This window comes from Arthrobacter crystallopoietes, assembly GCF_017603825.1.
Classification (GTDB): domain Bacteria; phylum Actinomycetota; class Actinomycetes; order Actinomycetales; family Micrococcaceae; genus Crystallibacter; species Crystallibacter crystallopoietes_B.
This window is the reverse complement of sequence record NZ_CP072014.1, coordinates 1,795,697-1,817,033: the sequence shown is the minus strand read 5'-3', so window position 1 is coordinate 1,817,033 and position 21,337 is coordinate 1,795,697. Positions and strand designations below refer to the sequence as shown.

Here is a 21,337-nt window from a genome sequence, read left to right as displayed (position 1 = left end):
TGTCTGAACTTGGTCGCGTCTATTGGTCGCGGAAGCTATTGGGGTACGCCTGCATGGGCGTGTCATCGTGGCTGTTGGTATCCGTTTTCCTCGCCCTGCAGCGGCTCCAGGTGCCCGCTACGCCTACCGGCCCGGCAGATGTTCTACTTCAGTTGGCTGCACAAGTCACCCCGGTTGCGATTGCTTCCATGGTAGCGATTGCCGCATTCGGAGTGATCGGGGCGATCACAGCCGCACGGGATACCCGACGCCGCGATCCGGTGCGCCGTTTCACCCGGCAGCAGCGCCGCGATGGCATGGCCCGCGCCGGTGGAGTGTGCGAGTTGGAAGCCGCGCTCCGCCGTCGTTGTTCGCGTCCCGCGGAGCACGGCGACCATTTCTACCCATGGTCCCGGGGCGGTGCGACTTCGCTGCAGAATTTCGTGGCTGCTTGCGCCAACTGCAACCGAACGAAAGGGGCGCGCCTGCCCTCGCCCGGCCGCCAGCGGCGGCTGGAGCGCCGCCGTCGTGAGTATTTTCCACCGCCAAAGCCCCTTGCCGTCGGTGAACGGCGCTCGGTACGGAGCAACCTCTAACAAGCCGTATAACTGGACGAAAATGCCTTGATTCCCCTTCTGGCCGAGAGGAGAATTCATAGCGGGGATGCCTTTTTCGCGGAAGGAGCCTCGAAATGGCTTGGCATGTTGAAGGTACGTACTTCGAAAACTGCAATTGCAACATGGTTTGTCCGTGCTCGACTTCGGGCCTTACTGCCCCGGCCGACAACGAGCGCTGCAACGCAGCACTGGCTTTTCATGTAGATAGAGGGGACGTAGACGGGGTCGATGTCGGCGGTCTCAATGTCTGCATCGTTGGTGATGCGCCTGCACTCATGAGCGATGGCGGCTGGAAGCTTGGCATACTTCTGGACTCCGCGGCCTCTAAAGAACAGGCCGAGGCTCTCGGTGCAGTGTTCGGCGGCCAGGTGGGTGGCCCGATGGCAGATCTGGGTGCACTGGTTGGCGAAATGGCTGGCTCGCAGACTCTGGACATCACCTACTCCGACGACGGACGGCAGCACCAGGTCAAGATCGGCACTGCCGTCGACATGACGGTCGAGGACTTCGTCTCGCCTATGGATCCCACAGAGCAGGGAATAAGAATCAGCGGAGTGGGCTTCCCGGCAGACACCTTGGCGGCTGGTACGGCTAGTAAGGCACGCGTCGATGTGTTCGGGATGAGCTGGGACAATGCCGGCAAGAATTCCTTCTCAGCTCCCTTCGCCTGGTCAGCATAGAAGTACTACAGGCACCATTTTGGCCTGGTCCCATCCGGGCCTACTGGTGCTGATTGCTTGCGCCGTTTTCGCCTGGTACTTCACAATCATCGCTGCCGGAGACATGCCGGCAGGCCCCGGAACCATGGGGATCGGTCTGGCGGGTTTCCTCGCTGGCTGGACGCTCATGATGACCGCCATGATGCTCCCGGCTTTGGCCCCACTTCTATCCGCGTATCTTCGCTCGATTCGAACCGTGCAGAACGCGTGGGTCAGAGCTGCCCGCTCTTCTGCCCTGCTGATCGGCTACCTGCTGACCTGGATGTTGTTTGGCCTTTTTGCCTACGGGGCAGCTGAGCTGTTCGGGATCCTAGCGGCAGAGGTACCGGACACTGCCCCATGGATAGGAGCAGGTTTGCTCGTGTCAGCCGGGATCTACCAGCTGACTCCACTCAAGAATTTCTGCCTGCGGCACTGCCGTTCCCCGCTTGCATTCCTCCTCCATGTCTCCAGATACAAAGGCCCCCTCCGCGATGTCCGGGTGGGTTTGTACCACGGCACCTACTGCGTGGGGTGCTGCTGGGGCATGATGATCGTGCTGATCTTGGTGGGCACGATGAACTTGGCGTGGATGGCGGTTATCGCCGCGGCGATCCTGCTGGAAAAGACCTGGTCCCGTGGGACCGCTTTCAGCAAGATCACCGGCATTGCCTTGATTGTCTTCGCCCTGCTTGTTCCCGCGAATCCGGCTCTTTTGCCAGGGCTCTATCCGGCCCCCGGAATGTCGCAGAACATGGAACCGGACATCTCCCCCGACATGCCCGGCATGTAGCTGGATGCCGCTGATCGAAGCAAGCGATCAGAGGGGCATTGTCGCCGCCGGCGCTGCCAGCGGGCTGGATACGTGGTTCGTTTGCGCGGCCCGACGGGCGCGGCGATGGATGAAGTACTCGGCGACCGCAAGATTGATCACCCAGGCTGAACCGAGGAGCAGTGCGCGGGTCAGCACGTCGGCCGGGCCGACGAGGAGAAGCCAGGGGATGCTGACGAGTGCCTGGGTTCCCGCGGCGATACCAATGGCGTAGCCGCGGGCCATCCATGCGCCGTGCGCCGCAAAGTCCCGGCGGCGGATCGCGAGAATGCCCATGACAATGCTCGCCACCATGGCCGAGCCAAAGACCAACCGAAACACGAGCAAAAGCGTTCCGTCGCTGGCAGGAAGGTCATAGAAGACCGCCATCCAAAGACCGGACAAAGCAACGAGCAGGCCGGCGGGGACCAGAATCCGCCCGGCCATGCGGTGCCAGCTGGGCCTACCGTGCTTGCCGTGCTTGCCGCGACGGAGCGAGGAAACGAACTGGAAGGCCCCGACCAAGGAGTACACGATGGCGGCGGGAATATGGATCAGCACCGGGATGGGTGAGTCGAAGAACCTGTGGTTGGCCGGCGTCACCTCGGACCCGCCCGTCAGCTCTGCGAGGCGGGCTGTCCCGAAGAACACCGGGATGAGGCTCACGAAGATCAAGGCGGCGGGCACGAGCCAGCGGCCTCGGGCACTTCGAGGGGTGCTGGGGCTTTCCTTGGTTTCCGTCTCCATCACCACAGTCGCAGTCTTTCTGCTGGCGTTCATCTCAAATCCTTCGGTGAATGGGCCGGAGAAGCCGTCCGATTTTGCCTTCGGTGTACGGCGTACACTTGATGCAACTAAAGATAGGTGTACGGCGTACACTTGTCAAGAGAATTGGCTGCCTACAGTAAGGGGGTTCCAGATGGCTCAGCAGAAGGGAACGGTACGCCGCACTCCCCTGAGCCGGGAACGCGTCCTGAGTGCCGCCGTCGTTCTTGCGGATGAGTCAGGAGTCGAGTCGCTGAGCATGCGGAAGCTTGCCCAGGAGCTGGGCGTGGTGCCGATGGCGCTGTACAAGCACGTCGCGAACAAGGAAGAACTGCTGGACGGCATGGTCGACGTCATCGTTGGCGAAATCGATGCTGCGGCCAGTGGCGAGGACTGGAAGAGTGCGGTCCGGCAGCGGGTCCTCGCCGCGCGGCAGATCCTGCTCCGGCACCCGTGGGCACGTCGGGTGATCGAGTCGCGGACCAACAAGTCGCCAGTGGTGTTGGAGTATATGAACGCGATGATCGGGATGTTCCGGTCCGGCGGCTTCTCGGTGGATCTGACGCATCACGTAATGCACGCCATGGGCAGCCGGATGTGGGGCTTCACGCAGGAAGTGTTCGACGATTCCGGGAGTGCACCGGAGGAAATACCGCGAGCTGTCTTACACATGATGGCCGAGAAGTATCCGCATGTCATGGAGATCGCCATGAGAGCGGACCACGACGACGAATCGGTCGTCGGGCAGGGCTGCGACGACCAGTTCGAGTTCGAGTTTGCGCTGGATCTGCTGCTGGACGGATTCGAACGGCTGCATGAGCAAGGCTGGACGTCGCGCCGGGGCACGGTTCAGAGGTAGTCCGGCGCATCCTCGAGACCGAAGTACTCCTCCAGGGTGGCATCAGTGGTGGCGGGATCGCCGTCGTCGATCTTCTGCGCAAGCGCCGTTCCCACATAGCGGAGATGCCACGGCTCGTACGTGTAGCCGGTGATGCTTTGGGCACCATCCGGGTAGCGGATGATGAATCCGTAGTCGGGTCCGTATTCGGCGGCCCATTTTCCAACAGGAGTGTTGGCGAAGCAGGCCTGCAGTGCACAGGTCCCGCCGGGATTTCCGACGTCCATGGCCAGGCCTGTCTGGTGCTCGCTGTAGCCGGGACGCGCCGCCAACATGTCGGCCTTTTCCTGGCCGTATTGCCGCACATAGCTGTCATAGAGACTCGACTGCTGACTGTAGGAACGGTAGCCGCTGACCGGGACGACGGTCACGCCTTCGCTCTTGGCCGCGCGCGCAAATTTCTTGAACGCGTCGGCGGCTTCTGCATGCAATGGCACCCCCTGGATCTTGACCAGCCGTGACGGCACATAGGAGGCGGGATTCAACTGCCGGTGTTTATTGACCACCACTTGCAGGCTCGAGGCCGCATCAATCTCATAACCGTTGACCCGCGCCGCTGTCGCGGGCGGTGCTAGCAGGCCCAAGCAGACGATCATGGCCAGCATTACGCCGACAGCTCGTTTGACTGCACTTACCATGACGTTCCCCCAGCGAGTCAGAAACAGGTGACGGTGACTCTACTCCACCTGCAAGAGGGCCGTCCAGCATTAAGACACTGGCGGACGGGTCGCCAGGACTTGGGAACGAGCCCAGCCCACCACCGTGTCCAGCACCTTGGCATCGGTGCGCTCACGGATCTGCCGCTTGTAGTCGGTGAGCATGGGCGTCCGCGGATCCCTGCGGAGCAGGTGCGTCAGATCAGGAATGCACTTGGTCTCCACAGGCCCCGGCACCGCGCGGGCGATGATCTCCAGGTCGGCGGGGTTGACTTGCAGGTCCTTACCGCCGCTGATGGCCAGCACGGGCATGTCCAGTTGCTTGAGCAAAGGCAGCGGGTCGAACCGGAGGAACTCGCGCATCCAGCGGGCGTTCATCCGCCGGCCCTGCATCCGCAGCACATCCTGGTCCGAGGCGTGCAGCTTCACCATCGACTTCCGCTGCTGCTTCGCCAGATCGGTGCGCAGCAGTTTCAGCACAATCCGCGGGAAGGCGGGAAGTGCGCCGGCGATCTGCCCGGTCTGCCATTGCAATGTTTCCTCGCCGCTGTGGGCCGATGCTGAAAGCAGCACGACGCCGGCAACCTGCTCCCGCTTTCGTGCGGCCAATGCCGTGGCATGGAAGGCCCCTTCGCTGTGGCCTACCACGAAGACCGGCAGCTGCGGCGAGCGCTGGGCGACCAGGTCGAAGGCCGCATCCGCGTCGTCGTAATTATGCTGGAAGCCAGCGGCAAGGAAGGATCCCTCAGACGCGCCGACGCCCCGCTTGTCGTAGCCGAAAGCCGCGATGCCCTCGAGTGCCAGCGCTTCGGCCAGGTCGCGGGTGACGCCCAGCGGCATCCGGCGGTGGTCCGAGTTGCGGTCAACCTCACCGGATCCGGGCAGCAAAAGGGCGAGGCCCTTCACTGGTCCGGTTGCGGGCAGGGTCCACGTTCCGGCAAGGGTCAGACCGTCCGATAGGAAGGTGGCATCTTCCAGCACCGGCGCCGTGCTCTCGTCCAAGCCGGCTGCCTCCCGCACCTGCCGCGCGGCTTCTTCGGCATTCTCGACCTCGACGACGACGCGGCGGTACTTCTGGTCCTTCAACGTCAACTGCACGGCCGGCTTTCCCTGATGGACGACGGCGAAGGTGTTTCCTCGGGAACCGCGCCAGGTCCCGATGCGCACGCGGCCGGGAAGTGCCAAGCCGGGCGCCCGCATGCCTGTGACTCCGGTGAAGCCGTCGTTGAGGGCCTGCACGTCCTCCACCGCGGTGGCTGACATCTTCAGGTCGGGTAGCAGACCGGCGATCTTCTCCCCTCGGCTCAGCTCCACGCGGACAGCTTCGCTGCTGACGACCAACCGTGCCATTGCCTCTCCCCAACTCTCGTATTTGGTTTGGTGTGTACAGGACCATCATTATCAATTTCGATAACATTGTCAATAGTGAGAACATAGCTTCATGGCCACCAGATCCAGTGCAGACCTTGTCCTCCATCCGGTGCGGCTGCGGATCTGCCAGACGCTCTTGGGCGGGCGCTCGCTCACTACCGCCGGCATGGCTTCCCAGCTGCCCGATGTGCCGCCCGCAACTCTCTACCGCCACATCCGCACACTCGCCGAGGCCGGCGTCCTGGCGGTAGTAGAGGAACGCCAGGTCAGAGGCACAACTGAGCGGACGTATGCGCTGGATCTAGCTGCTACCGAGCTCTCCGCAGATGCCCTCGCATCTATGTCGCCCGAGGACCACCGCAAGGCTTTCATGGGTTTCGCGGCCGGACTGCTTGCGCTGTTCGACCGGTACGTCGACGGTGTCCTGGACCGCGGCAAGGTGGATCTGGTGCGCGACGGCGTAGGTTACCGACAGACTGCCCTGTGGCTGACCGACAGCGAGTTCGAAGAGTTCGCCGGGGAGATGCGGGACGTCGTTCAGAAGCATTCGGCGAACACACCAGGCAAGGGGCGGAAACGACGCGTGCTGTCCACCATCGTCATTCCGTCTGACTCACCCGTGGAGGAATAGTCCTGTTAGTCTCAGCTACCGGAGCAGGCTCGAGGACAAGGAATCAGTGAACAGGTGATGACGCATGCGTCCGGTTCCGTTGGAGAGTCCGGCAAGCCGCGGACACGCGTGCCGGACTCGGTCCTGCGCTCCATCGGCTTCCTCTCATTCTTCGACCGCTTTGCCACGCCACCGATGTTGGTTGTGCTTGCCGATCGGACGGAGATGTCCCTCGGGCAGGCCGTCCAACTGGTGGCTGCCTACGCCTTGCTCTATGCCGTGGGACAGCCGGTGTGGGGTTTCTTCAGCGACAGATTCGGCCGCATGGCCGTACTGCGCACCGCATTGGCGGGTGTCCTGGTCGGCGCGTTGGCCAGCACCTTGTTCAGCACCTACCTCCCGCTCCTTTTGGCGAGGGCATTCACCGGACTGATGGCCGGGGCACTGTATCCCACGCTGTTGACGATCCTCGGCGACACCCGGACAGGGATTGAGCGAGCCCGCGGCCTATCCGACCTACAGATCTACTCCTCGCTGGGAACCACCATCGCCACCCTCGCGGCGGGAACGTTGGCCGCCGTGCTCGATTGGCGGCTGGTCTTCGCGCTGCCGGCTCTTGGCTGCCTGGTCCTGCTGATCTGGCTTCGCGGGGTGGCGGGCGATGGGTCGGCCCACCTCGGCGGCGCCAACTTCCGCCTGGCCTTTTCCGGCTCCGCCCTGGGCGTTTATGGTCTGGCAGCCCTGGAAGGCGCGGTGCTGATGGGCATCCTGACCTACTTCGTCCCGGCGCTGCAGAACGCCGGCATCGGGGTCACCCTGGCGGGCATCCTCGCGGCCGGCTACGGGATCGGCGTCATCCTCGGTGCCCGGCTGATGCGGCGCTTGGTCCGTCACTTCACCCGCACCCGGCTCATGGCCATCGGCGGACTGGTTCTGGTGGTCGCCTACCTGACCTCGTCCTTGTCGCAGCTGCCCGCGGCGCTGACCGCGACCGCGCTTCTGGTTGGCGCTTCCAACGCCATACTGCACTCCTCCATGCAGGGTTGGGCCACCGACGTCGCCCCGCAGGCCCGTGCCACGAGCGTGTCCCTGTTTGCCTTCTCACTGTTCCTGGGCAGCTCCTTAGGCACCTTCCTCACCGCCGGTCTGGCGGACGAGAGGCGCTACGGCACGATCTTCAGCCTCGGTTTGATCGTCAGTATCGTCCTGGTGGCGGCCGCCTGCTGGGGCCACGCCGCTTGGAAGCGCAAGCACCCCTAGCGCCAGCGAACGCAGCGGTCCCGCCCAGCTTCGATTCCTGCACATCTTCGCCCCGGTCCCAGCAGGCCAGCGGGGATTTACGATGGAACCATGTCACGCACGGACAAGGCCTCCCGCGTTATTGCGGCGCCGCCCGATCGAGTCTTCTCCGCCCTCGTCGACCCGGATTCGCTCGCGGCCTGGCTGCCGCCGGAGGGCATGAGCGGTAGCTTCGAACGGTTCGATGCCCGGCCGGGCGGCTCCTACCGCTTGGTCCTCACTTATACCGACCTATCGACGGCAGCGGGCAAGGCCACGAATGACACGGACGTGGTCGAGGCGCGCTTCGTCGAGATTGTTCCAGGCGTCCGGGTTGTGCAGGCGGTCGACTTCGAATCGGATGACCCGGCTTATGCCGGCACGATGACGATGACGTGGGAAGTGGCGCCGGTGGCCGCCGGAACGCGGGTGGATATCCGCGCTGACAATGTCCCCGCCGGCATTTCCGCTGAAGACCATGCAGCCGGGCTGGCCTCGTCGCTCGCGAACCTGGCGTCACACCTGGAGCTGCAGCAAGGCCGGTAAACGGAATCCGCAGGAGCGTGGCGAGCCGGATAGGATCGCCACGCTCCGGGTTAGGCGGCTGCGTTATACGAGGGTGGCGGTGTCGATGACGAAGCGGTAGCGCACGTCCGAGGAGAGGACGCGCTCGTAGGCGTCGTTGATCTTGTCGGCGGAGATGACTTCGATCCCGGCTCCAATGCCGTGTTCGGCGCAAAAGTCGAGCATTTCCTGGGTTTCGGGGATACCGCCGATCATGGAGCCCGCGAACGATCTGCGTCCGCCGATGAGCGCCATGGCGTTGACGGGCAGTGGCTCAGCCGGCGCGCCGACGTTGACCATGGCGCCGTCCACGGTCAGCAATCCCAGGAAAGCGCTGATGTCGATCGATGCGCTGACGGTGTTGATGATGAGGTCGAAGTAGCCTGCCAATTCGGTGAAGGTGGTCTCATCGCTCGTCGCGTAGTAGCGGTCCGCGCCGAGACGGAGGCCGTCTTCCTGCTTCTTGAGGGACTGCGAGAGGACAGTTACTTCCGCGCCCATGGCGTGGGCGAGCTGGACGGCCATGTGGCCGAGTCCGCCCAGGCCGACGACGGCGACCTTCTTGCCCGGGCCGGCGCCCCAGCGGTTCAGCGGCGAGTAGGTCGTGATGCCCGCGCAGAGCAGCGGGGCGGCGACGTCGAGTTCGATGCCGTCGGGGATGCGGAGCACGAAGTCCTCGGTAACGACGACGTGGGTGGAGTATCCGCCCTGCGTGATGGTCCCGTCGCGGTCAGTCGCCCCGTAGGTTCCCACCATGCCGTTGAGGCAGTACTGCTCATCGCCGGCCTTGCAGTTCTTGCACTCGCCGCAGGAATTGACCATGCAGCCGACGCCGACCCGGTCGCCGATGGCGTGCTTTGTCACCTCGGATCCGACGTCGGTGACGATGCCGGCGATCTCGTGACCTGGAACCAACGGGAAGGCCTGCGGTCCCCATTCGCCACGCACGGTGTGGATATCGGAGTGGCAGATGCCGGCGTACTTGATCTCAATCAGGACGTCGTGCGGTCCGACGTCGCGGCGTTCAATGGTCGTGGGACCGAGGTCCCCGTCGGGTGAGGGGGAGGCGTAAGCGCGGGCAATGGTGGTCATGTGTTTTCTCTTTCCAGGGGCTGGTCAGTTGGTCGTTGTGGTGGGCCGGTTGTACTCCTGGTCGGTGACGTGTTCGCCCCACGTCACGACCTTGTCCTGGTCGTCGGCTTCCTGGATGGCGACGTGGGCCATGAAGCGGTCCGCGCTGGCGCCGTGCCAGTGCTCCTCGCCGGGCTCGATGTAGACGACGTCACCGGGTCGGATCTCCTGCACCGGCCCGCCGCGGCTGGCAACGTAGCCGATGCCGTCCGTGACGTACAGCGTTTGGCCGTTGGGGTGGGTGTGCCAGGCCGTGCGGGCGCCAGGCGTGAAGCGGACGTGCGCGCAGCCGACCGTCGATTGCTCGTCGGGGTTGCGTATGCCGTCGATATAGACGGTGCCGGTGAACCATGAGGCGGGGCCGCTGGCGGTCTGGCCGCCGCTCCGGGTGAACTTCATGTCGGTTCCTTCCTGTCTTTGGGCACGCCGGATCGGCGGACCATTGGGTCCGCGAATTGATGGGCGTGTTGTTTACTGTTTCCTGGTTTTCTTGAGGTCTTCGGCCAGGGTGCGGGCCTCGTCCGAGAGTTTTTCGGCCTTGGCGCCGTCACCGGCGTGGACAGCCTGCCAGTAGTCGATTTTCAGTGCTACGTACCGTTTGCGCAGGGCGATGGACCTCGCTTCGTCCTCCAATTGCTCCTGCTGCGCTTTCAACAATGCGATCTGCTCCGGGGCAGCGGCCGGCCCGAGGGCTCCGTTTGCGAGGTAGCTGCGCATGTCGGCGACCGACATGCCCGTCGCGCTGAGGCACGACACCCAGGTCAAAAGGTCCAGGTCTTCATCTGTGTAGACGCGGTGCTTGCTGCTCGCGCCGCGACGGATCGGGGTGATGACACCGATGGATTCGTAGTAGCGCAGCGTGCTGGCCGGCAGCCCGGTCAGGGCCGCTGCCTCCTTGATCGAGTAGGTGTGTCGGATGATTGGTGCGCTCACAACATCAACGATAGGAACTTCAAGTACTTGAAGACAAGTGACGGCGGCCGCGACCGCGACGCGCTTACTCCAGCGTGGTGAAGTACCACTGGCCGTTCGACTCAGTGCAGTCCCGAAGGAGCGTGGTGCCTTCTTCGTTGAGCACGGTCCATTGCTTCCATTTGCAGTGGACGTAGGTGGGCTCCCAATACACGTAATTCATGCCGGCCGCATTGGCCGCGGTAACACCCAGGGCGGCAAGGCCGGCGGCCACCGTCGTGGCAGCGATTGCACGTGTCAGCATGGTGCGAGTGGACATGGGGACTCCGTTCCTCATCGGCAGCGGGCTGAGTCCCGGCCGCCACCCCTACTAGATCACGTTTTGATAACGACGGCGAATGTCTTGCTCCCGCAGCCGGCTGATCAGGCCTTTGTTCGACCGGCCGGCAGGTGCGCAGAACCGAGTCCGAGTTCGCCCTCGCCGAGGTCGGCGAAGTACGATTCCACCGCTTTACGGTCCACCTCGGCCAAGGTGGCGGGCTTCCACTTGGGGCTGCGGTCCTTGTCGATGACCTGTGCGCGGATCCCCTCGGCAAAGTCCGGCGCTGCGAGCAGGCGGATGCCCAGGCGGTAGTCCTGGTCCAGCACTTCCTCGAGCGTGTCCATCCCGCGGGCCCGACGCAGGGCCTCAAGCGTGAGCTTCACGGAGGTCGGCGATTTGGCGGCCAGTTCCGCGGCCGCCTCCCGGGCATTGGGTTCGCCGGATTCCTGCAGCGCGGCGAGGATCTCCTCGGCGTCGTCGTACGCATAGCAAGCGTCGATCCAGAGCCGTTCCTTTTCAAGGCCCGACGGCGGCACTTCCGTGTGCGCGAACCTCGCGATGGCTTCTTCCGCAGGCGTATCGGCGAGCGCCGCAACCAGCTCCGGCAGGCCGACGCTGTCCACGTAGTAGTCGGCCAGGCCCAGCAAGATCGCGTCCGCCCCGGTCCCGGTTCCGGCCGTGAGCGCCAAATGGGTGCCCAGCTCCCCCGGCGCCCTTGAGTACAGGAAGCAGCCCCCGACGTCGGGAATGAATCCGATGCGCGTTTCCGGCATGCCGACCGTGGTCCGCGCGGTCACCACCCGGTGCGAGGCGTGGGCGGACAGGCCGATGCCGCCGCCGAGCACCACGCCGTCCATCAGCGCGACGATTGGCTTGGGGTAGCGCGAGATCAGCGAGTTCATCCGGTACTCGTCTTCCCAGAACACCTCCTTGTCCGCGCCCGCCTGGATGTGGCGGTAGATGGCGACGATGTCTCCGCCGGCGCACAGCCCGCGCTCACCCGCGCCCGAGAGCAGGACGGTTTCGACGTCGTCGTCCGTTGCCCATTCCTGGAGCGCGGCCGTGATCGCGGTGATCATCGAGTCATTGAGCGCGTTGATCGCCTTGGGCCGGTTCAGGATGATGTGCCCGAGGCGGCCGGCACGCTGCAGCAGAATCTCATTGGTTTCCATCAACCACAGCCTAGCCGGACTAGGTTGGATCTAATCCGGCTAGGTTGGAAGTTGCACAGGAAAATTTGGAGGACAGATTGCATAGCAAGGCCATCGCCACGGTCCAGATCGACAACGAGCAGTTCCGGGTGACGGAGTGGAGGTTCCCGCCAGGGACGGAGACGGGCTGGCACCGGCATGAACTGGACTACGTCGTCGTGCCGATGACAACCGGGGAACTGCAGCTGCAAACTAACGACGGCGAATCCGTGAACCAGCTGACCGCCGGGCAGTCCTACACAAGAGCCGCTGGCAGCGAGCACAACGTGGTCAACCCTGGGCCGGGCGAATTCGTCTTCGTGGAGGTCGAGGCTAAGTAGCTATGAAGACCTGCGAGTAGTGTTCCACGACGGGGAACGGCTCGTAGAAGTGGTGCAGCAGTTTCTTCCACTGCTGGTATTCAGAGGATCCGCGGAAGCCCTCGGTATGGTCTTCAAGCCGGTCCCATTCGACCAGCAGCAAGTATTTGCTGCCCTGTTCCATGCATCGGGACAGCGAGAGCCCACCGAAGCCGGGCATTGCGGAGATAATGGCCGAAGCCTCGCGGCAGGCAGCTTCGAAAGCTGCTTCCTGGCCGGGGCGGACCGGCAACAGCGCGTGTTCAGTAATCACGACTCCATCATTGCAAGCCTAGTTCGTAATGGCGTCCTTCAGGAGTTGTTCGAACTCCTTGAGGCTGGAGGGCTCGATGAGCTTGCCGTCGAGGAAGAAGGTCGGTGTGCCGGAAACGCCAAGGGCGGTGCCGTCATTCTTGTCCTGCTCGATGCGGGCGGCGGTACCAGGATCGGCGATGGCGGCGTCGTAAGCGGCCAGATCGAGACCGAGGTCCTCGGCGTAGCCGCGGAACGTCGCTGCCCGGGAGTCCGCGGAGTGCGACCACTCTTTCTGGGTTTCGAACATCCGGTGGTACATGTCCTCAAATTTGCCCTGAGCTGCGGCTGCTTCAACCGCAAGGGCTGCGTTCATGGAGTTCGGATGGCCGGCCAGGGGGAAGTAGCGGCTGACGATGGTCAGCTCGCCTGCGTATTTGCTGCGCATTTCCTCGATGAACGGGTAGGCGGCGAGACAGGATTCGCATTCGAAGTCCAGGAACTCAACCAGGACTGCCTTTTCATCCTCGGCTGAGGACAACCGGTGGCTGTCGCTGCGCACTACCTCGGAGGCCTCCGTCGGGGCTGTTTGAGTAGCGGCGTCCTTCGTGTTGATCAGGGCCACGATGCCGATCACCGCCACAACGGTAGCAACGATGAGACCGATGGCGATCTTGTTTGGCAGGCTGATGGAGGACTTGGCTGTCACGGGGTTGTTCCTTTTAGTTGCGCGAGCTTCTCGGTTGAGTCTAGTCGTCGCTGCAGCAGGCAGGCGGTGTTGCCGGCGCCTGGCTGTTGGCATCGCCGTCCACATCAAAGTGGAATCCCGAGGCGCAGCACGCGTCGCCTTTCCACGCCTCCAGCCCTTCCTTCAGGGCGATTGCGGCGATGACCAAGGCGGCTAGCGGATCAGCCCAGGACCAGCCAAACAAACTGTTCAGCAGGAGACCCGCCAGCAGTACACCGGACAGGTAGGAGCAAAGCAGTGTCTGTCTGGAATCGGCCACGGCGGATCGCGAGCCCAGTTCCCGGCCCGCGCGGCGCTGCGCCCAGGACAGCAACGGCATGACCGCCAGGCTGATGGCGGCCAGCATGATGCCCACGGTCGAATGATCAGGTTCGCGTGCGCCCAACAGGGAGCGGAGTGCATCGACCGTGACGAAGGCGGCCAGCGCGAAGAACGAGAATGCAATGAAGCGCAAGGCCTTCTTCTCCCGCGCTTCCGGGTCGCGGCCGGCGAACTGCCACGCTACAGCGGCGGCCGAGGATACTTCGATGATGGAATCCAGTCCGAAGCCGATCAGGGCGCTGGATGAGGCTGCAGTACCGGCAGCGAGCGCCACCACTGCTTCGATCACGTTGTAGGTGATGGTGGCAGCGACGAAGAACCGGATACGCCGGGCCAACACCCGCCGTCGTTCCCTGGAGGCCACCGACCCGGCATCTGGCTTGAGGGCGGGCATCAGCAGCACCCCTCGGCTTCGCCACTCCTGCAACAGGCCGGGTCGACAGCCAGCACCACACCCAGCAGGTCGGTCAGTGCGTGGCCCAGTTTCGGGTCGGCCAGTTCGTAGCGTGCGCGACGGCCTTCAGGAACGGAGACCACCAGACCGCAGCCGCGCAGGCAGGATAGGTGGTTCGACAGGCTCTGCCGGCTGACGCCGATCAACTCCGCCAGATCACTCGGATAGGTTGGGGCATCCCGCAGCGCCAGCAGTATCCGTGCGCGCGTCGGATCCGACAGTGCGTAACCAAACCGGGACAGCACGGACGAATGCACGATGGTTTCCATATCGCCATAGTACATCTTTGGGTGTATTGAACCGCTGGCGGTTCTGGTGCGTCTTTCAAACTGGAGGTGTTGTTGCTCAGTCTCAGGGGGCTCGGAAACGTCACCCTGGAGGATCGTTATGGGCACTTTTGCAACTGCAAACCGTCGGCTAGGCCAGACGGCCACGGAGAGCGACATCAGGAAGGTAGTGGCTGGCCTGGTTCTCGCCGGCGTGGTCGCCTGGGCGTTGTCGGTCTACCTTTCATCCATCGTGCGGACCGAGGGCGTGGTCTCCACTATCGCCCTGGTGCTGCACATACTGTCCCTGGTGGTGGCTTTCGGCGCCATCATCCTTGTGGATTGGCACGGTTTCCTCTGGCTGCTGGGCCGGCGGGAATTGAGCGAAACAATTCGCTTGGACGGGGCGGCCGGCACGTTGATCTGGGGCGGCCTCGCGGGCCTGCTGGCCACCGGGGTGTTCCTGAATCCGGTACTAACCGACCCGTTGACGCAACTGAAGCTTGCCGCGGTGCTGATCGCGACGCTCAACGGAATCATGCTGATTCCGCTGATGAAGCGGTTGGTCAGGATGCCGCCGAGCACCACCTTCGCGAAACTGCCGCTGGGACAGCGGTTCCACATGGTCTCGTGCGCGCTGATTTCTCAGACGGCCTGGTGGACGGCAATCATCGTCGGCTTCATCAACGCCGAAGGGTAGGAATTAGAGCGCGGCGAGATAGCCGGCGAAGCCTCCCGGTGTTCGACCTTCCAGCCGTCCGGACGTGACGGCATGCACTGCCCGGGACGATCGGACGATGGCTCCTGAACTGCGGAGGTCTTCAACCAGCCGGACATCCTCGTGCTCGGCCATGCCCCGGAAACCACCGGCAGCCAGGTAGGCGGAGGCACGTATGCCTAGGTTGGCGCCGTGAACAGGGGCAGCTTCCGCACTACGGCCGTGGCGATGGTGCCAGGCGGCGAGGCGCTTTGCGTCCAACTGGGCCGGATCCGGTTCCACGGTTCCGGTCACCGCGTCTGCCCCGGTATTGGCCAGGCCAACGAAGGCTGTCAGCCAATTCCCGGGCACCAACGTGTCAGCATCAGTGCAGGCGATCCACACGGCCTCCATTGCCCCGTTTAAATTTCGGACCCGCTCCAATGCGGCAGTCGTTCCGGCGGCTCGGGCAGCGCCAACCGATCCATAGTCTGCCTCCAGGATCTGGATGCTGCCATGCTGGGCCGCAACTGCCCGCGCGATAGCCGCCGATCCGTCGGTACACCCGTCCAGCACCACAGTCAATGCGGCGGTAAGGTCCGGCCGTGTAGCTTCCAGCCGGTCCATCGCGTGGCGGATACAGCCAATGCAGCCAGCCAGAAGTTCTTCTTCGTTGCGCACCGGCACAACGACGACGACATGGCGGATCGCGTCCGGGCCGGATTGCGCCGTCGTGCTTTGGATCCTCTCCAGCTCAATCACGCGTTCCGCCGGGGCACTCCAGGATTTCCAGCAGGAAATCACGTTCCCGGTGGACCACAACGACTTCCCAGCTGGTAACCTCGCGGGCGATGGCATGCACCGTCTCCCCGTCCAACTCCCACCCTTCAATGGGGTGGAGCCAGTGGCAGAGCAGCAAGTGTCCACCCGGATTCAGCGCTTCCTGTGACCGCCGCATCAGTGCGCGAAGCTCGCGGGCACGGAGGAAGTAGCCGACCTCGGAGACCAGGACCAGGTCCAATCCCTGCCGGCTGTCGGCTGGCCAGCCGTCCGGAAGTTCCGCCCGGACCAGCTCCACGTTGCTGCGGTTCGCCAATCTTGCTTTCGCCCGTTCGAGTGCGACGCTGCTGGCATCCACGGCGGTCAACTGGCCGCATTTGTCGGCCACCTCGGCGGTCAGGACACCGATCGAGCAGCCGGCTTCCAACGCCCGGCCGTAGTGCTCGCGCGGCAGGGACGCCATCGTCACGGCGCGCTTACGCTGCTCGTACCAACTGGAGAGGTAGGCCCAGGGGTCGGACTTTCTTCGGTAGAGCAAATCGAAGACTTTGGCTGCTGTCCCGGCGCCGTTGGGCCTTGCAGTGTCGCGGGCCGGCGTCCAGCGGAAGATCTCTGCCGGCCGCCCGAAGTACTGCAAGAAGCCGGGGCTCAGGAGTGCTTCGTCTCCCGGCGCGTCTGACAGGGGCGCGGTCTGTGAAACGTGGGCGGCCAGGGCCCTTGCCTTGGCAGCCGCTGCCGGGGCCGGAAGGGCGAGCGATCGCCAGCTGCGCCAGGACTCTGATTGCTCAGGCGCAGCCCACAACCAGTACCAGATAGGGAACTCAAGCAGCCCGGCGCCCTGAGCACTTGCCGCCCGTTGGGCCGCAAGACCAACCTCTTCGTGGTCAGTGTGGCCGTCTTCCCTGTACGTTGCAGCGATGACGGCGTTTTCGGCGCCCGCGAGCGCTGCGGCAAGACCGGCATCCAGTTCCGCGGTATGCTCGCTGATTTTGCCGTCCGGCAGGTCAAGAAACGTCCAGCTCAGGTTGCCGCTTCCGGCAGGATCCCCGGCATCCGCGGTGTCGGCGGCATCCCCGGAGTCGATTGCATCAGCGGCATGGGCAGCGTCCGAGGCCAAGCCTCCCATGACGGCGTCGAATTCCTGCAGCCGGATCCGGGCCAGGTCCTGCGGCGTGTGCGTTGGGGATTGCGGGTGGGACGCCTCCCCCGCCGTGCACAGGAGAACGACGACGTCCGCCCCGGCGGCCAGTGTTGCCTGGATCAGCCCTGCAGCTCCGAGCGATTCGTCATCCGGATGCGCCGCCACGAGCACCAATCGCCCGCCGCGGCAGGGAATGGCCTCCGGCTCCAGCGCAGGCAGCTTGGCAATCCCTGCTTCCTGCCAGCGCTGCTCTGGCGTACCGGTATCCGTATGGGAAAAGCTCACCATGCCAGCTCCGACGCTGAGGGTGAAGCCCGCTCGAACAGCAGGCGGCCCAGCGCAGCATCGTCCCGGGCTGCGTGATGCTGCCGGATGTAGAGCGTGAGGTCCGCAGCCCTGCGGGCATGGTCCGCGTCGAACGCCAACGGACCTGGCCCCAAAGACTGCCCGCAGATCTCCAGTATGCGCGTGCACAGCGCGGCAATGTGGCCGCGTACCCGCAGCGCCTCGGCCGCACCTGCCTGACCGGCGTCCACTTGGTCCGCGGCAGCGCCCAGCACGGAGGCTCCGGCAGCCAGCGACCGGTCCGCTTCACCCAGCCATGCGAAGGCCAATTGATCGGGTTCCCGGCGGTGCGCCGCTGCCAACATGGTCCGGAACAGGCCAACGGCACCGCCGAACCAACATGCTGCCACCCCCATCCCACCCCACGCGAAACCGGGCCGCGACAGATACCAGTCGGTCTCGCCAACCGGGACTGCCGGCGAAGCGCGGAAATACACCGGCGTGCTGGGGAGCGAGCTCAGGCCCAGGCTGGGCCAATCCCCCGCATCCGGCTGCACTTCATCGCGGCGCAATCCCACTGCGAAAGCGCGCCTGCCGCCGGGAACATGGGCGGTAACGACGGCGGCATCCAGTTCGGCCGCCAGGGAGCACCAGGGCTTGGTCCCGGAAAGGTGCCAGGCGCCGTCGTCGTCCTTAGTTGCCTCCAGCCGATTGCCGGCCGACTCCGCGGCGAACACTCCCCAGGCGGACCCGGGCGGCATGTCCATCCCCGCCTGCGCCAGAATCGCCGCCGCGTCCAGATGCGGTTCCACCGTCCGTGCGGCTGCCAGATCCACAGTTGCCAAGCCCGCAAGGAACTCCCAGAGGGCACGTGTTGCGCCCGTACCCGGTTGCGGGACCTGATCCTGCGCTGCCCGGAGCTCCGCCAGGATCGGGCGGGGGTCCCCTTTGCAGGTGCCGGCCCGTGCGAGCAAGGGCCCGGCGGCGCCCCAGTCAAGCTGGCTGGCCGGCCGGGCCCCGAAACTGATCTGTTCCGCAGCTAGTGTGTGCATCCGTTTATCAGTTTGGATACTCTGCGTTACTTCTTGGACTTCGCCTTAGTGGCTGCGTCCTTCTCGGTCTTGGCGCCCTCGGTGGAGAGTTCGCCGCCGGCGTTCTCGAGGTGCGCGCGCATGAACCACTGGAAGAGTTCAAGCTCGGCCGTCTGGCCGATCAGCATGTCCTCCGTGATGGGATCGAGCTCGCCGACCTCCTCGATGGCTTTGCGGTGGTCCTCTACTACGCCGTTGTAGACGACATTCAGCGCGGCCAGATGCTCGGCGGTTCCGGCGCGGTCGATGGAGTAGTCGTCCCAGCTGCGGGCCTTGACCATGGCGCCGGGCAGGCCGTTGGGCGAAACACCCAGGGTGGCCATACGCTCGGCGACCGCGTCGACCATGGCGCGGACCTGTTCAATCTGCGGGTCGAGCATTTCGTGGACGCCGATGAAATCGCGCCCCACCACATTCCAGTGTGCGTGCTTGAGGGTCAACTGCAGGTCATTCAGGGCGTGCAGCCGCATCTGCAGCGTTTCGCCAACCTTGTAGCCATCCTCGAGCGAGAGTCCCGGTACGGTAAAGCCTGCCTTCGATCGGTCCTTTGCAGCCATCAAAAACCTCCTTACTCGGTGCGCCGCGTATCGGCACGCCACTTCCTCCAACCTAGCCAGCCCTTGCCCGGCCGTCCACGGGATATGGACGAATTAGCTCAGCGCGAAATTCAGCATGCTTATTATCTCGGTGTCGTGGGTGGCGGGAGGTGACTCGACTGCACTAGGGCTTGCCGCCGTCGTTGTTTGTCACACGGCGGTGTTGGGAGCTTGCGTTTCGTCGCCGAACCGCCGGAGGGCTTTGTTCTTGCGCAGTTCATCCAGCCGGTTCATCAGAGGCGCCGTGGTGGCACCGTGCAGGACGATGGACATCGCCACTACCAGCCCGACGACGGCCCATAGCTCGCGCGCCTCGGCGTCGAACTCCCCGTGGCTGAGGGCATACCCCAGATAGTAGAGGGAACCGATACCGCGGATCCCGAAGTAGGCGATAGCGAGGCGTTCACGCGGTCCGGGTGTGCCCCCGATCAGGCCCAGCCACCCGGCCACCGGACGGACCAGGAGCAGGAACCCGAGCACCACCAGCACTTCGGTCCAGCCGATTCCCGCCAGCAGGCCCCGGGCGATGGCGCCGCCGAGGAGCACCAGGATGACCACGGTCATCAACCGTTCAAGCTGCTCCACATAGCTGTGCAGCACCTTGTGGTAGCCGTGGGTGTGCTCGGCAGAGCGGATCGTCACCGCGCAGACGAATACTGCGATGAAGCCATAGCCCTCCACCATTTCGGTCACACCGTAGGCCAGGAACGTGGCAGCCAGCGCCACGAAGCCCTCGGAATGTTCGGACAGCCGCAAGCTCTTGTACCGGGCCGCGAAGAAGATCCGGCTCAGGAGTTTACCGATGCCGAAACCGAGCAGCACGCCGACTCCGATCCGCCACAGCACGTCGACGGCGAACCAGTGCGGAAACCACGCCTCCGGAGCCGTTCCAACCAGGCTCATCCCGATGGCCAGATAGACAAAGGGGAAGGCCAGTCCGTCATTCAGGCCGGCCTCGGAGGTCAGGCCGAATCGGACCTCGTCCTCGTTCGCGTCGGTTTCGGCATCCGCCGGCTCCCCCACTTGCACCTCGGAGGCCAGCACCGGATCGGTGGGTGCCAGCGCCGCCGCAATGAGAATGGCCCCGGCCAGCCCGAGGCCCAGCACCCAGAGCCCCAGCAGTGTCATCACCAGAATGCACAGCGGCATGACGATCCCAAGCATTCGCCATGTCGTGGACCATTCGCGCCAGCGGAACGGCCGGTCCAGCGCCAACCCAGCGCCCATCAGCGAGATGATGACGCAGATTTCGGTCAGGTGCGTAGCGAACTCTGCGTACTCGACCGGGTCCGGGTCCGGCAGGTTTTGGAGCAGAGTAAAAGCGAGAATTCCGGTGCCGAGGAAGACCATCGGCATGGAGAGCGGCATATTGCGCAGGAGTTTGGGCAGGATCGCCGCGGCGAAAACCGCGAGGCCTGCCGCCAAGAACAGAATGCTGGGAGCTTCGAACACTGCTGGGCTTCTTTCTGCCGCGCCCGGCTAACTGTCCGGAACTAGTCAGCAAGCTTAGCGCCTGGCCGCGCCGCTCAGCCATATTCCGCTTCCCGCCGCATTCACGATCTGACAGCCGGCAAGGATCGGGCCGACCCATCGCCGAGTTCAAGACGAAGGCGGGACCGGCCGGTGAGTCCTTAGGTTGCCCGCTCCACGCGCCGGAATTTCAGCCAAAGCACGACGGCGGCCAGCAGTACTGCGGCCGAGCAGATCGCGGCGGCGATCGCCGTACCGGTGGATTCCAATCCGCCGTCCACCCTGCCGACGGCGATCCAGGCCAGGCCCCAGGCGAGGGCAAGTGCGGGAGCAATCCTGCCGCCGGTCCGCCAGGCCTGCGCGATGCCGATCACGGCAGCTAGCGCGAGGACAACGGAAGCCAGCAAAGGCACGGACAGGCCGAAGCCGGAGAAGCCGGCCGCGCCGAGCACCGCCGACGTGTTCGCTATCGTCGCGACCGTGACCCAGCCCAGATAGAGGCCGAAGGTGCCGTCGGTAATGATTGTGTCCGCGGCATTCTCCGCTCGGGTGCGCATCAGGATGAACAGGATGCGGACCAGGACCGCCAGCAGGACCACGATCACCAACAGGCTGGCAGCCAGCCAGCCGGCCTGCACCACCCAGATCCACCCTGCGTTCAGCAGCATGGCAGCTGCTGCCCATAGCCTGAGTCTGCGATGGCGGTCCGAAAGTCGCTGGGCCGGCAGCAACTGCCAGATGGAATAGGCGAACAGGCCCAGATAGATCACGGACCAGATCCGGAAGGCCGGTGAAGCCGGCGCCAGCGGCGTGGAATCGGCCGAGAGCCACCCTCCGGCGGCGTCCTGAATGGGCGTGCCGACAATCGCGCCGCTGCCCAGAAAGGCGCCGATAATCGCGATGATGCCGCTGGCCAGCACCAGCACCGGAATGGCCAGGCCGGTCTGGTCTCGCGCTGTTGAATCCATGGCTTCTCCTCGGTTGGCAGCTGGTTCCCCGGTGTGCTTGACTCGATCATAACAATTTCGATGATCGAGAGATAAGCGCACTGTTCTTCCCGTCTCGTGGCTCTGCG

The 21,337-nt window shown here is 64.3% G+C and carries 27 protein-coding genes; 9 read left to right on the top strand and 18 right to left on the bottom strand.

Annotation, left to right across the window (positions count from 1 at the left end):
• The first annotated feature begins 53 nt into the window (after nucleotides 1-53).
• From J5251_RS08415 to J5251_RS08405, 3 genes are all read left to right on the top strand, one after another.
• On the top strand, nucleotides 54-575 hold the full coding sequence (locus tag J5251_RS08415; RefSeq protein ID WP_208575749.1) for an HNH endonuclease: 522 nt from the start codon (nucleotides 54-56) through the stop codon (nucleotides 573-575).
• 95 nt (nucleotides 576-670) lie between these two features.
• On the top strand, nucleotides 671-1,276 hold the full coding sequence (locus J5251_RS08410; protein ID WP_208575748.1) for a DUF1326 domain-containing protein: 606 nt from the start codon (nucleotides 671-673) through the stop codon (nucleotides 1,274-1,276).
• Between the two features lie 19 nt (nucleotides 1,277-1,295).
• Nucleotides 1,296-2,087, top strand: coding sequence for a DUF2182 domain-containing protein (locus J5251_RS08405; RefSeq protein ID WP_244250852.1), 792 nt, complete (start codon nucleotides 1,296-1,298; stop codon nucleotides 2,085-2,087).
• 27 nt (nucleotides 2,088-2,114) lie between these two features.
• Here the strand turns inward: J5251_RS08405 and J5251_RS08400 are convergent, their stop codons facing one another.
• The gene (locus J5251_RS08400) at nucleotides 2,115-2,885 is read right to left on the bottom strand and encodes a DUF2306 domain-containing protein (protein ID WP_244250851.1); all 771 of its coding nucleotides are present in this window, start codon (nucleotides 2,883-2,885) and stop codon (nucleotides 2,115-2,117) included.
• 139 nt (nucleotides 2,886-3,024) lie between these two features.
• Here J5251_RS08400 and J5251_RS08395 point away from each other — a divergent pair, with 139 nt between their 5' ends.
• Complete coding sequence (locus J5251_RS08395) at nucleotides 3,025-3,729, top strand: TetR/AcrR family transcriptional regulator (protein WP_208575746.1); 705 nt, start codon at nucleotides 3,025-3,027, stop codon at nucleotides 3,727-3,729.
• Here the strand turns inward: J5251_RS08395 and J5251_RS08390 are convergent.
• On the bottom strand, nucleotides 3,720-4,406 hold the full coding sequence (locus J5251_RS08390) for a M15 family metallopeptidase (RefSeq protein ID WP_208575745.1): 687 nt from the start codon (nucleotides 4,404-4,406) through the stop codon (nucleotides 3,720-3,722). The genes J5251_RS08395 and J5251_RS08390 overlap by 10 nt on opposite strands.
• 69 nt (nucleotides 4,407-4,475) lie before the next feature.
• Nucleotides 4,476-5,774: an alpha/beta hydrolase gene (locus J5251_RS08385; RefSeq protein WP_208575744.1), complete on the bottom strand. Its 1,299-nt coding sequence runs from the start codon at nucleotides 5,772-5,774 to the stop codon at nucleotides 4,476-4,478.
• Nucleotides 5,775-5,865: 91 nt separating this feature from the next.
• On the opposite strand from J5251_RS08385, the gene J5251_RS08380 reads away from it, so the two are divergent.
• The 3 genes from J5251_RS08380 (at nucleotide 5,866) to J5251_RS08370 (ending at nucleotide 8,229) form a co-directional block, all read left to right on the top strand.
• A complete protein-coding gene (locus tag J5251_RS08380; RefSeq protein ID WP_208575743.1) occupies nucleotides 5,866-6,426 on the top strand; it encodes a helix-turn-helix domain-containing protein in 561 nt (186 codons plus the stop codon).
• A 57-nt stretch (nucleotides 6,427-6,483) separates the two neighbouring features.
• Nucleotides 6,484-7,665 (top strand): MFS transporter, encoded by a 1,182-nt coding sequence (locus tag J5251_RS08375; protein WP_208576083.1) that lies wholly within the window; start codon nucleotides 6,484-6,486, stop codon nucleotides 7,663-7,665.
• Nucleotides 7,666-7,755: 90 nt separating this feature from the next.
• The gene (locus J5251_RS08370) at nucleotides 7,756-8,229 is read left to right on the top strand and encodes an SRPBCC family protein (protein ID WP_208575742.1); all 474 of its coding nucleotides are present in this window, start codon (nucleotides 7,756-7,758) and stop codon (nucleotides 8,227-8,229) included.
• A 63-nt stretch (nucleotides 8,230-8,292) separates the two neighbouring features.
• On the opposite strand, the gene J5251_RS08365 is transcribed toward J5251_RS08370, so the two are convergent.
• The 5 genes from J5251_RS08365 to J5251_RS08345 all read right to left on the bottom strand — a co-directional run bounded on the left by J5251_RS08365 (nucleotide 8,293) and on the right by J5251_RS08345 (nucleotide 11,784).
• Nucleotides 8,293-9,339 (bottom strand): NAD(P)-dependent alcohol dehydrogenase, encoded by a 1,047-nt coding sequence (locus J5251_RS08365; RefSeq protein ID WP_208575741.1) that lies wholly within the window; start codon nucleotides 9,337-9,339, stop codon nucleotides 8,293-8,295.
• Between the two features lie 24 nt (nucleotides 9,340-9,363).
• Entirely contained in the window at nucleotides 9,364-9,777 is a 414-nt protein-coding gene (locus J5251_RS08360; protein ID WP_208575740.1) for a (R)-mandelonitrile lyase, read from the bottom strand.
• A 72-nt stretch (nucleotides 9,778-9,849) separates the two neighbouring features.
• Nucleotides 9,850-10,311 carry a MerR family transcriptional regulator gene (locus J5251_RS08355; RefSeq protein WP_208575739.1) on the bottom strand — a complete coding sequence of 154 codons (462 nt, stop codon included), beginning with the start codon at nucleotides 10,309-10,311 and terminating at the stop codon, nucleotides 9,850-9,852.
• Nucleotides 10,312-10,375: 64 nt separating this feature from the next.
• Nucleotides 10,376-10,609: a hypothetical protein gene (locus J5251_RS08350; RefSeq protein ID WP_139006791.1), complete on the bottom strand. Its 234-nt coding sequence runs from the start codon at nucleotides 10,607-10,609 to the stop codon at nucleotides 10,376-10,378.
• A gap of 104 nt (nucleotides 10,610-10,713) precedes the next feature.
• A complete protein-coding gene (locus J5251_RS08345; RefSeq protein ID WP_208575738.1) occupies nucleotides 10,714-11,784 on the bottom strand; it encodes an enoyl-CoA hydratase/isomerase family protein in 1,071 nt (356 codons plus the stop codon).
• 77 nt (nucleotides 11,785-11,861) lie between these two features.
• On the opposite strand from J5251_RS08345, the gene J5251_RS08340 reads away from it, so the two are divergent.
• Nucleotides 11,862-12,143 carry a cupin domain-containing protein gene (locus tag J5251_RS08340; RefSeq protein WP_208575737.1) on the top strand — a complete coding sequence of 94 codons (282 nt, stop codon included), beginning with the start codon at nucleotides 11,862-11,864 and terminating at the stop codon, nucleotides 12,141-12,143.
• Here J5251_RS08340 and J5251_RS08335 read toward each other — a convergent pair.
• The 4 genes from J5251_RS08335 to J5251_RS08320 are packed head-to-tail and all read right to left on the bottom strand — an operon-like array spanning nucleotide 12,136 to nucleotide 14,205.
• Entirely contained in the window at nucleotides 12,136-12,435 is a 300-nt protein-coding gene (locus J5251_RS08335; protein WP_208575736.1) for an antibiotic biosynthesis monooxygenase family protein, read from the bottom strand. The genes J5251_RS08340 and J5251_RS08335 overlap by 8 nt on opposite strands.
• Nucleotides 12,436-12,453: 18 nt before the next feature.
• Complete coding sequence (locus J5251_RS08330; RefSeq protein WP_244250850.1) at nucleotides 12,454-13,122, bottom strand: DsbA family protein; 669 nt, start codon at nucleotides 13,120-13,122, stop codon at nucleotides 12,454-12,456.
• A gap of 40 nt (nucleotides 13,123-13,162) precedes the next feature.
• Nucleotides 13,163-13,876, bottom strand: coding sequence for a cation transporter (locus J5251_RS08325; RefSeq protein ID WP_208575734.1), 714 nt, complete (start codon nucleotides 13,874-13,876; stop codon nucleotides 13,163-13,165).
• Nucleotides 13,876-14,205 carry an ArsR/SmtB family transcription factor gene (locus tag J5251_RS08320; protein ID WP_208575733.1) on the bottom strand — a complete coding sequence of 110 codons (330 nt, stop codon included), beginning with the start codon at nucleotides 14,203-14,205 and terminating at the stop codon, nucleotides 13,876-13,878. Before J5251_RS08320 ends, J5251_RS08325 begins: the two co-directional genes overlap by 1 nt.
• A 118-nt stretch (nucleotides 14,206-14,323) precedes the next feature.
• On the opposite strand from J5251_RS08320, the gene J5251_RS08315 reads away from it, so the two are divergent.
• A complete protein-coding gene (locus J5251_RS08315) occupies nucleotides 14,324-14,902 on the top strand; it encodes a hypothetical protein (RefSeq protein ID WP_139006785.1) in 579 nt (192 codons plus the stop codon).
• 3 nt (nucleotides 14,903-14,905) lie between these two features.
• Here the strand turns inward: J5251_RS08315 and J5251_RS08310 are convergent, their stop codons facing one another.
• The 6 genes from J5251_RS08310 to J5251_RS08285 all read right to left on the bottom strand — a co-directional run bounded on the left by J5251_RS08310 (nucleotide 14,906) and on the right by J5251_RS08285 (nucleotide 21,230).
• The gene (locus tag J5251_RS08310; protein WP_208575732.1) at nucleotides 14,906-15,661 is read right to left on the bottom strand and encodes a glycosyltransferase; all 756 of its coding nucleotides are present in this window, start codon (nucleotides 15,659-15,661) and stop codon (nucleotides 14,906-14,908) included.
• Complete coding sequence (locus tag J5251_RS08305) at nucleotides 15,654-17,108, bottom strand: bifunctional PIG-L family deacetylase/class I SAM-dependent methyltransferase (RefSeq protein ID WP_208575731.1); 1,455 nt, start codon at nucleotides 17,106-17,108, stop codon at nucleotides 15,654-15,656. Before J5251_RS08305 ends, J5251_RS08310 begins: the two co-directional genes overlap by 8 nt.
• Nucleotides 17,102-18,157 (bottom strand): acyl-CoA/acyl-ACP dehydrogenase, encoded by a 1,056-nt coding sequence (locus J5251_RS08300; RefSeq protein WP_208575730.1) that lies wholly within the window; start codon nucleotides 18,155-18,157, stop codon nucleotides 17,102-17,104. Before J5251_RS08300 ends, J5251_RS08305 begins: the two co-directional genes overlap by 7 nt.
• Before the next feature lie 26 nt (nucleotides 18,158-18,183).
• Nucleotides 18,184-18,753 (bottom strand): Dps family protein, encoded by a 570-nt coding sequence (locus J5251_RS08295; protein WP_208575729.1) that lies wholly within the window; start codon nucleotides 18,751-18,753, stop codon nucleotides 18,184-18,186.
• A gap of 189 nt (nucleotides 18,754-18,942) precedes the next feature.
• The gene (locus J5251_RS08290; RefSeq protein WP_208575728.1) at nucleotides 18,943-20,244 is read right to left on the bottom strand and encodes a cation:proton antiporter; all 1,302 of its coding nucleotides are present in this window, start codon (nucleotides 20,242-20,244) and stop codon (nucleotides 18,943-18,945) included.
• A 179-nt stretch (nucleotides 20,245-20,423) separates the two neighbouring features.
• On the bottom strand, nucleotides 20,424-21,230 hold the full coding sequence (locus J5251_RS08285; protein WP_208575727.1) for a tryptophan-rich sensory protein: 807 nt from the start codon (nucleotides 21,228-21,230) through the stop codon (nucleotides 20,424-20,426).
• Nucleotides 21,231-21,337 lie beyond the last annotated feature (107 nt).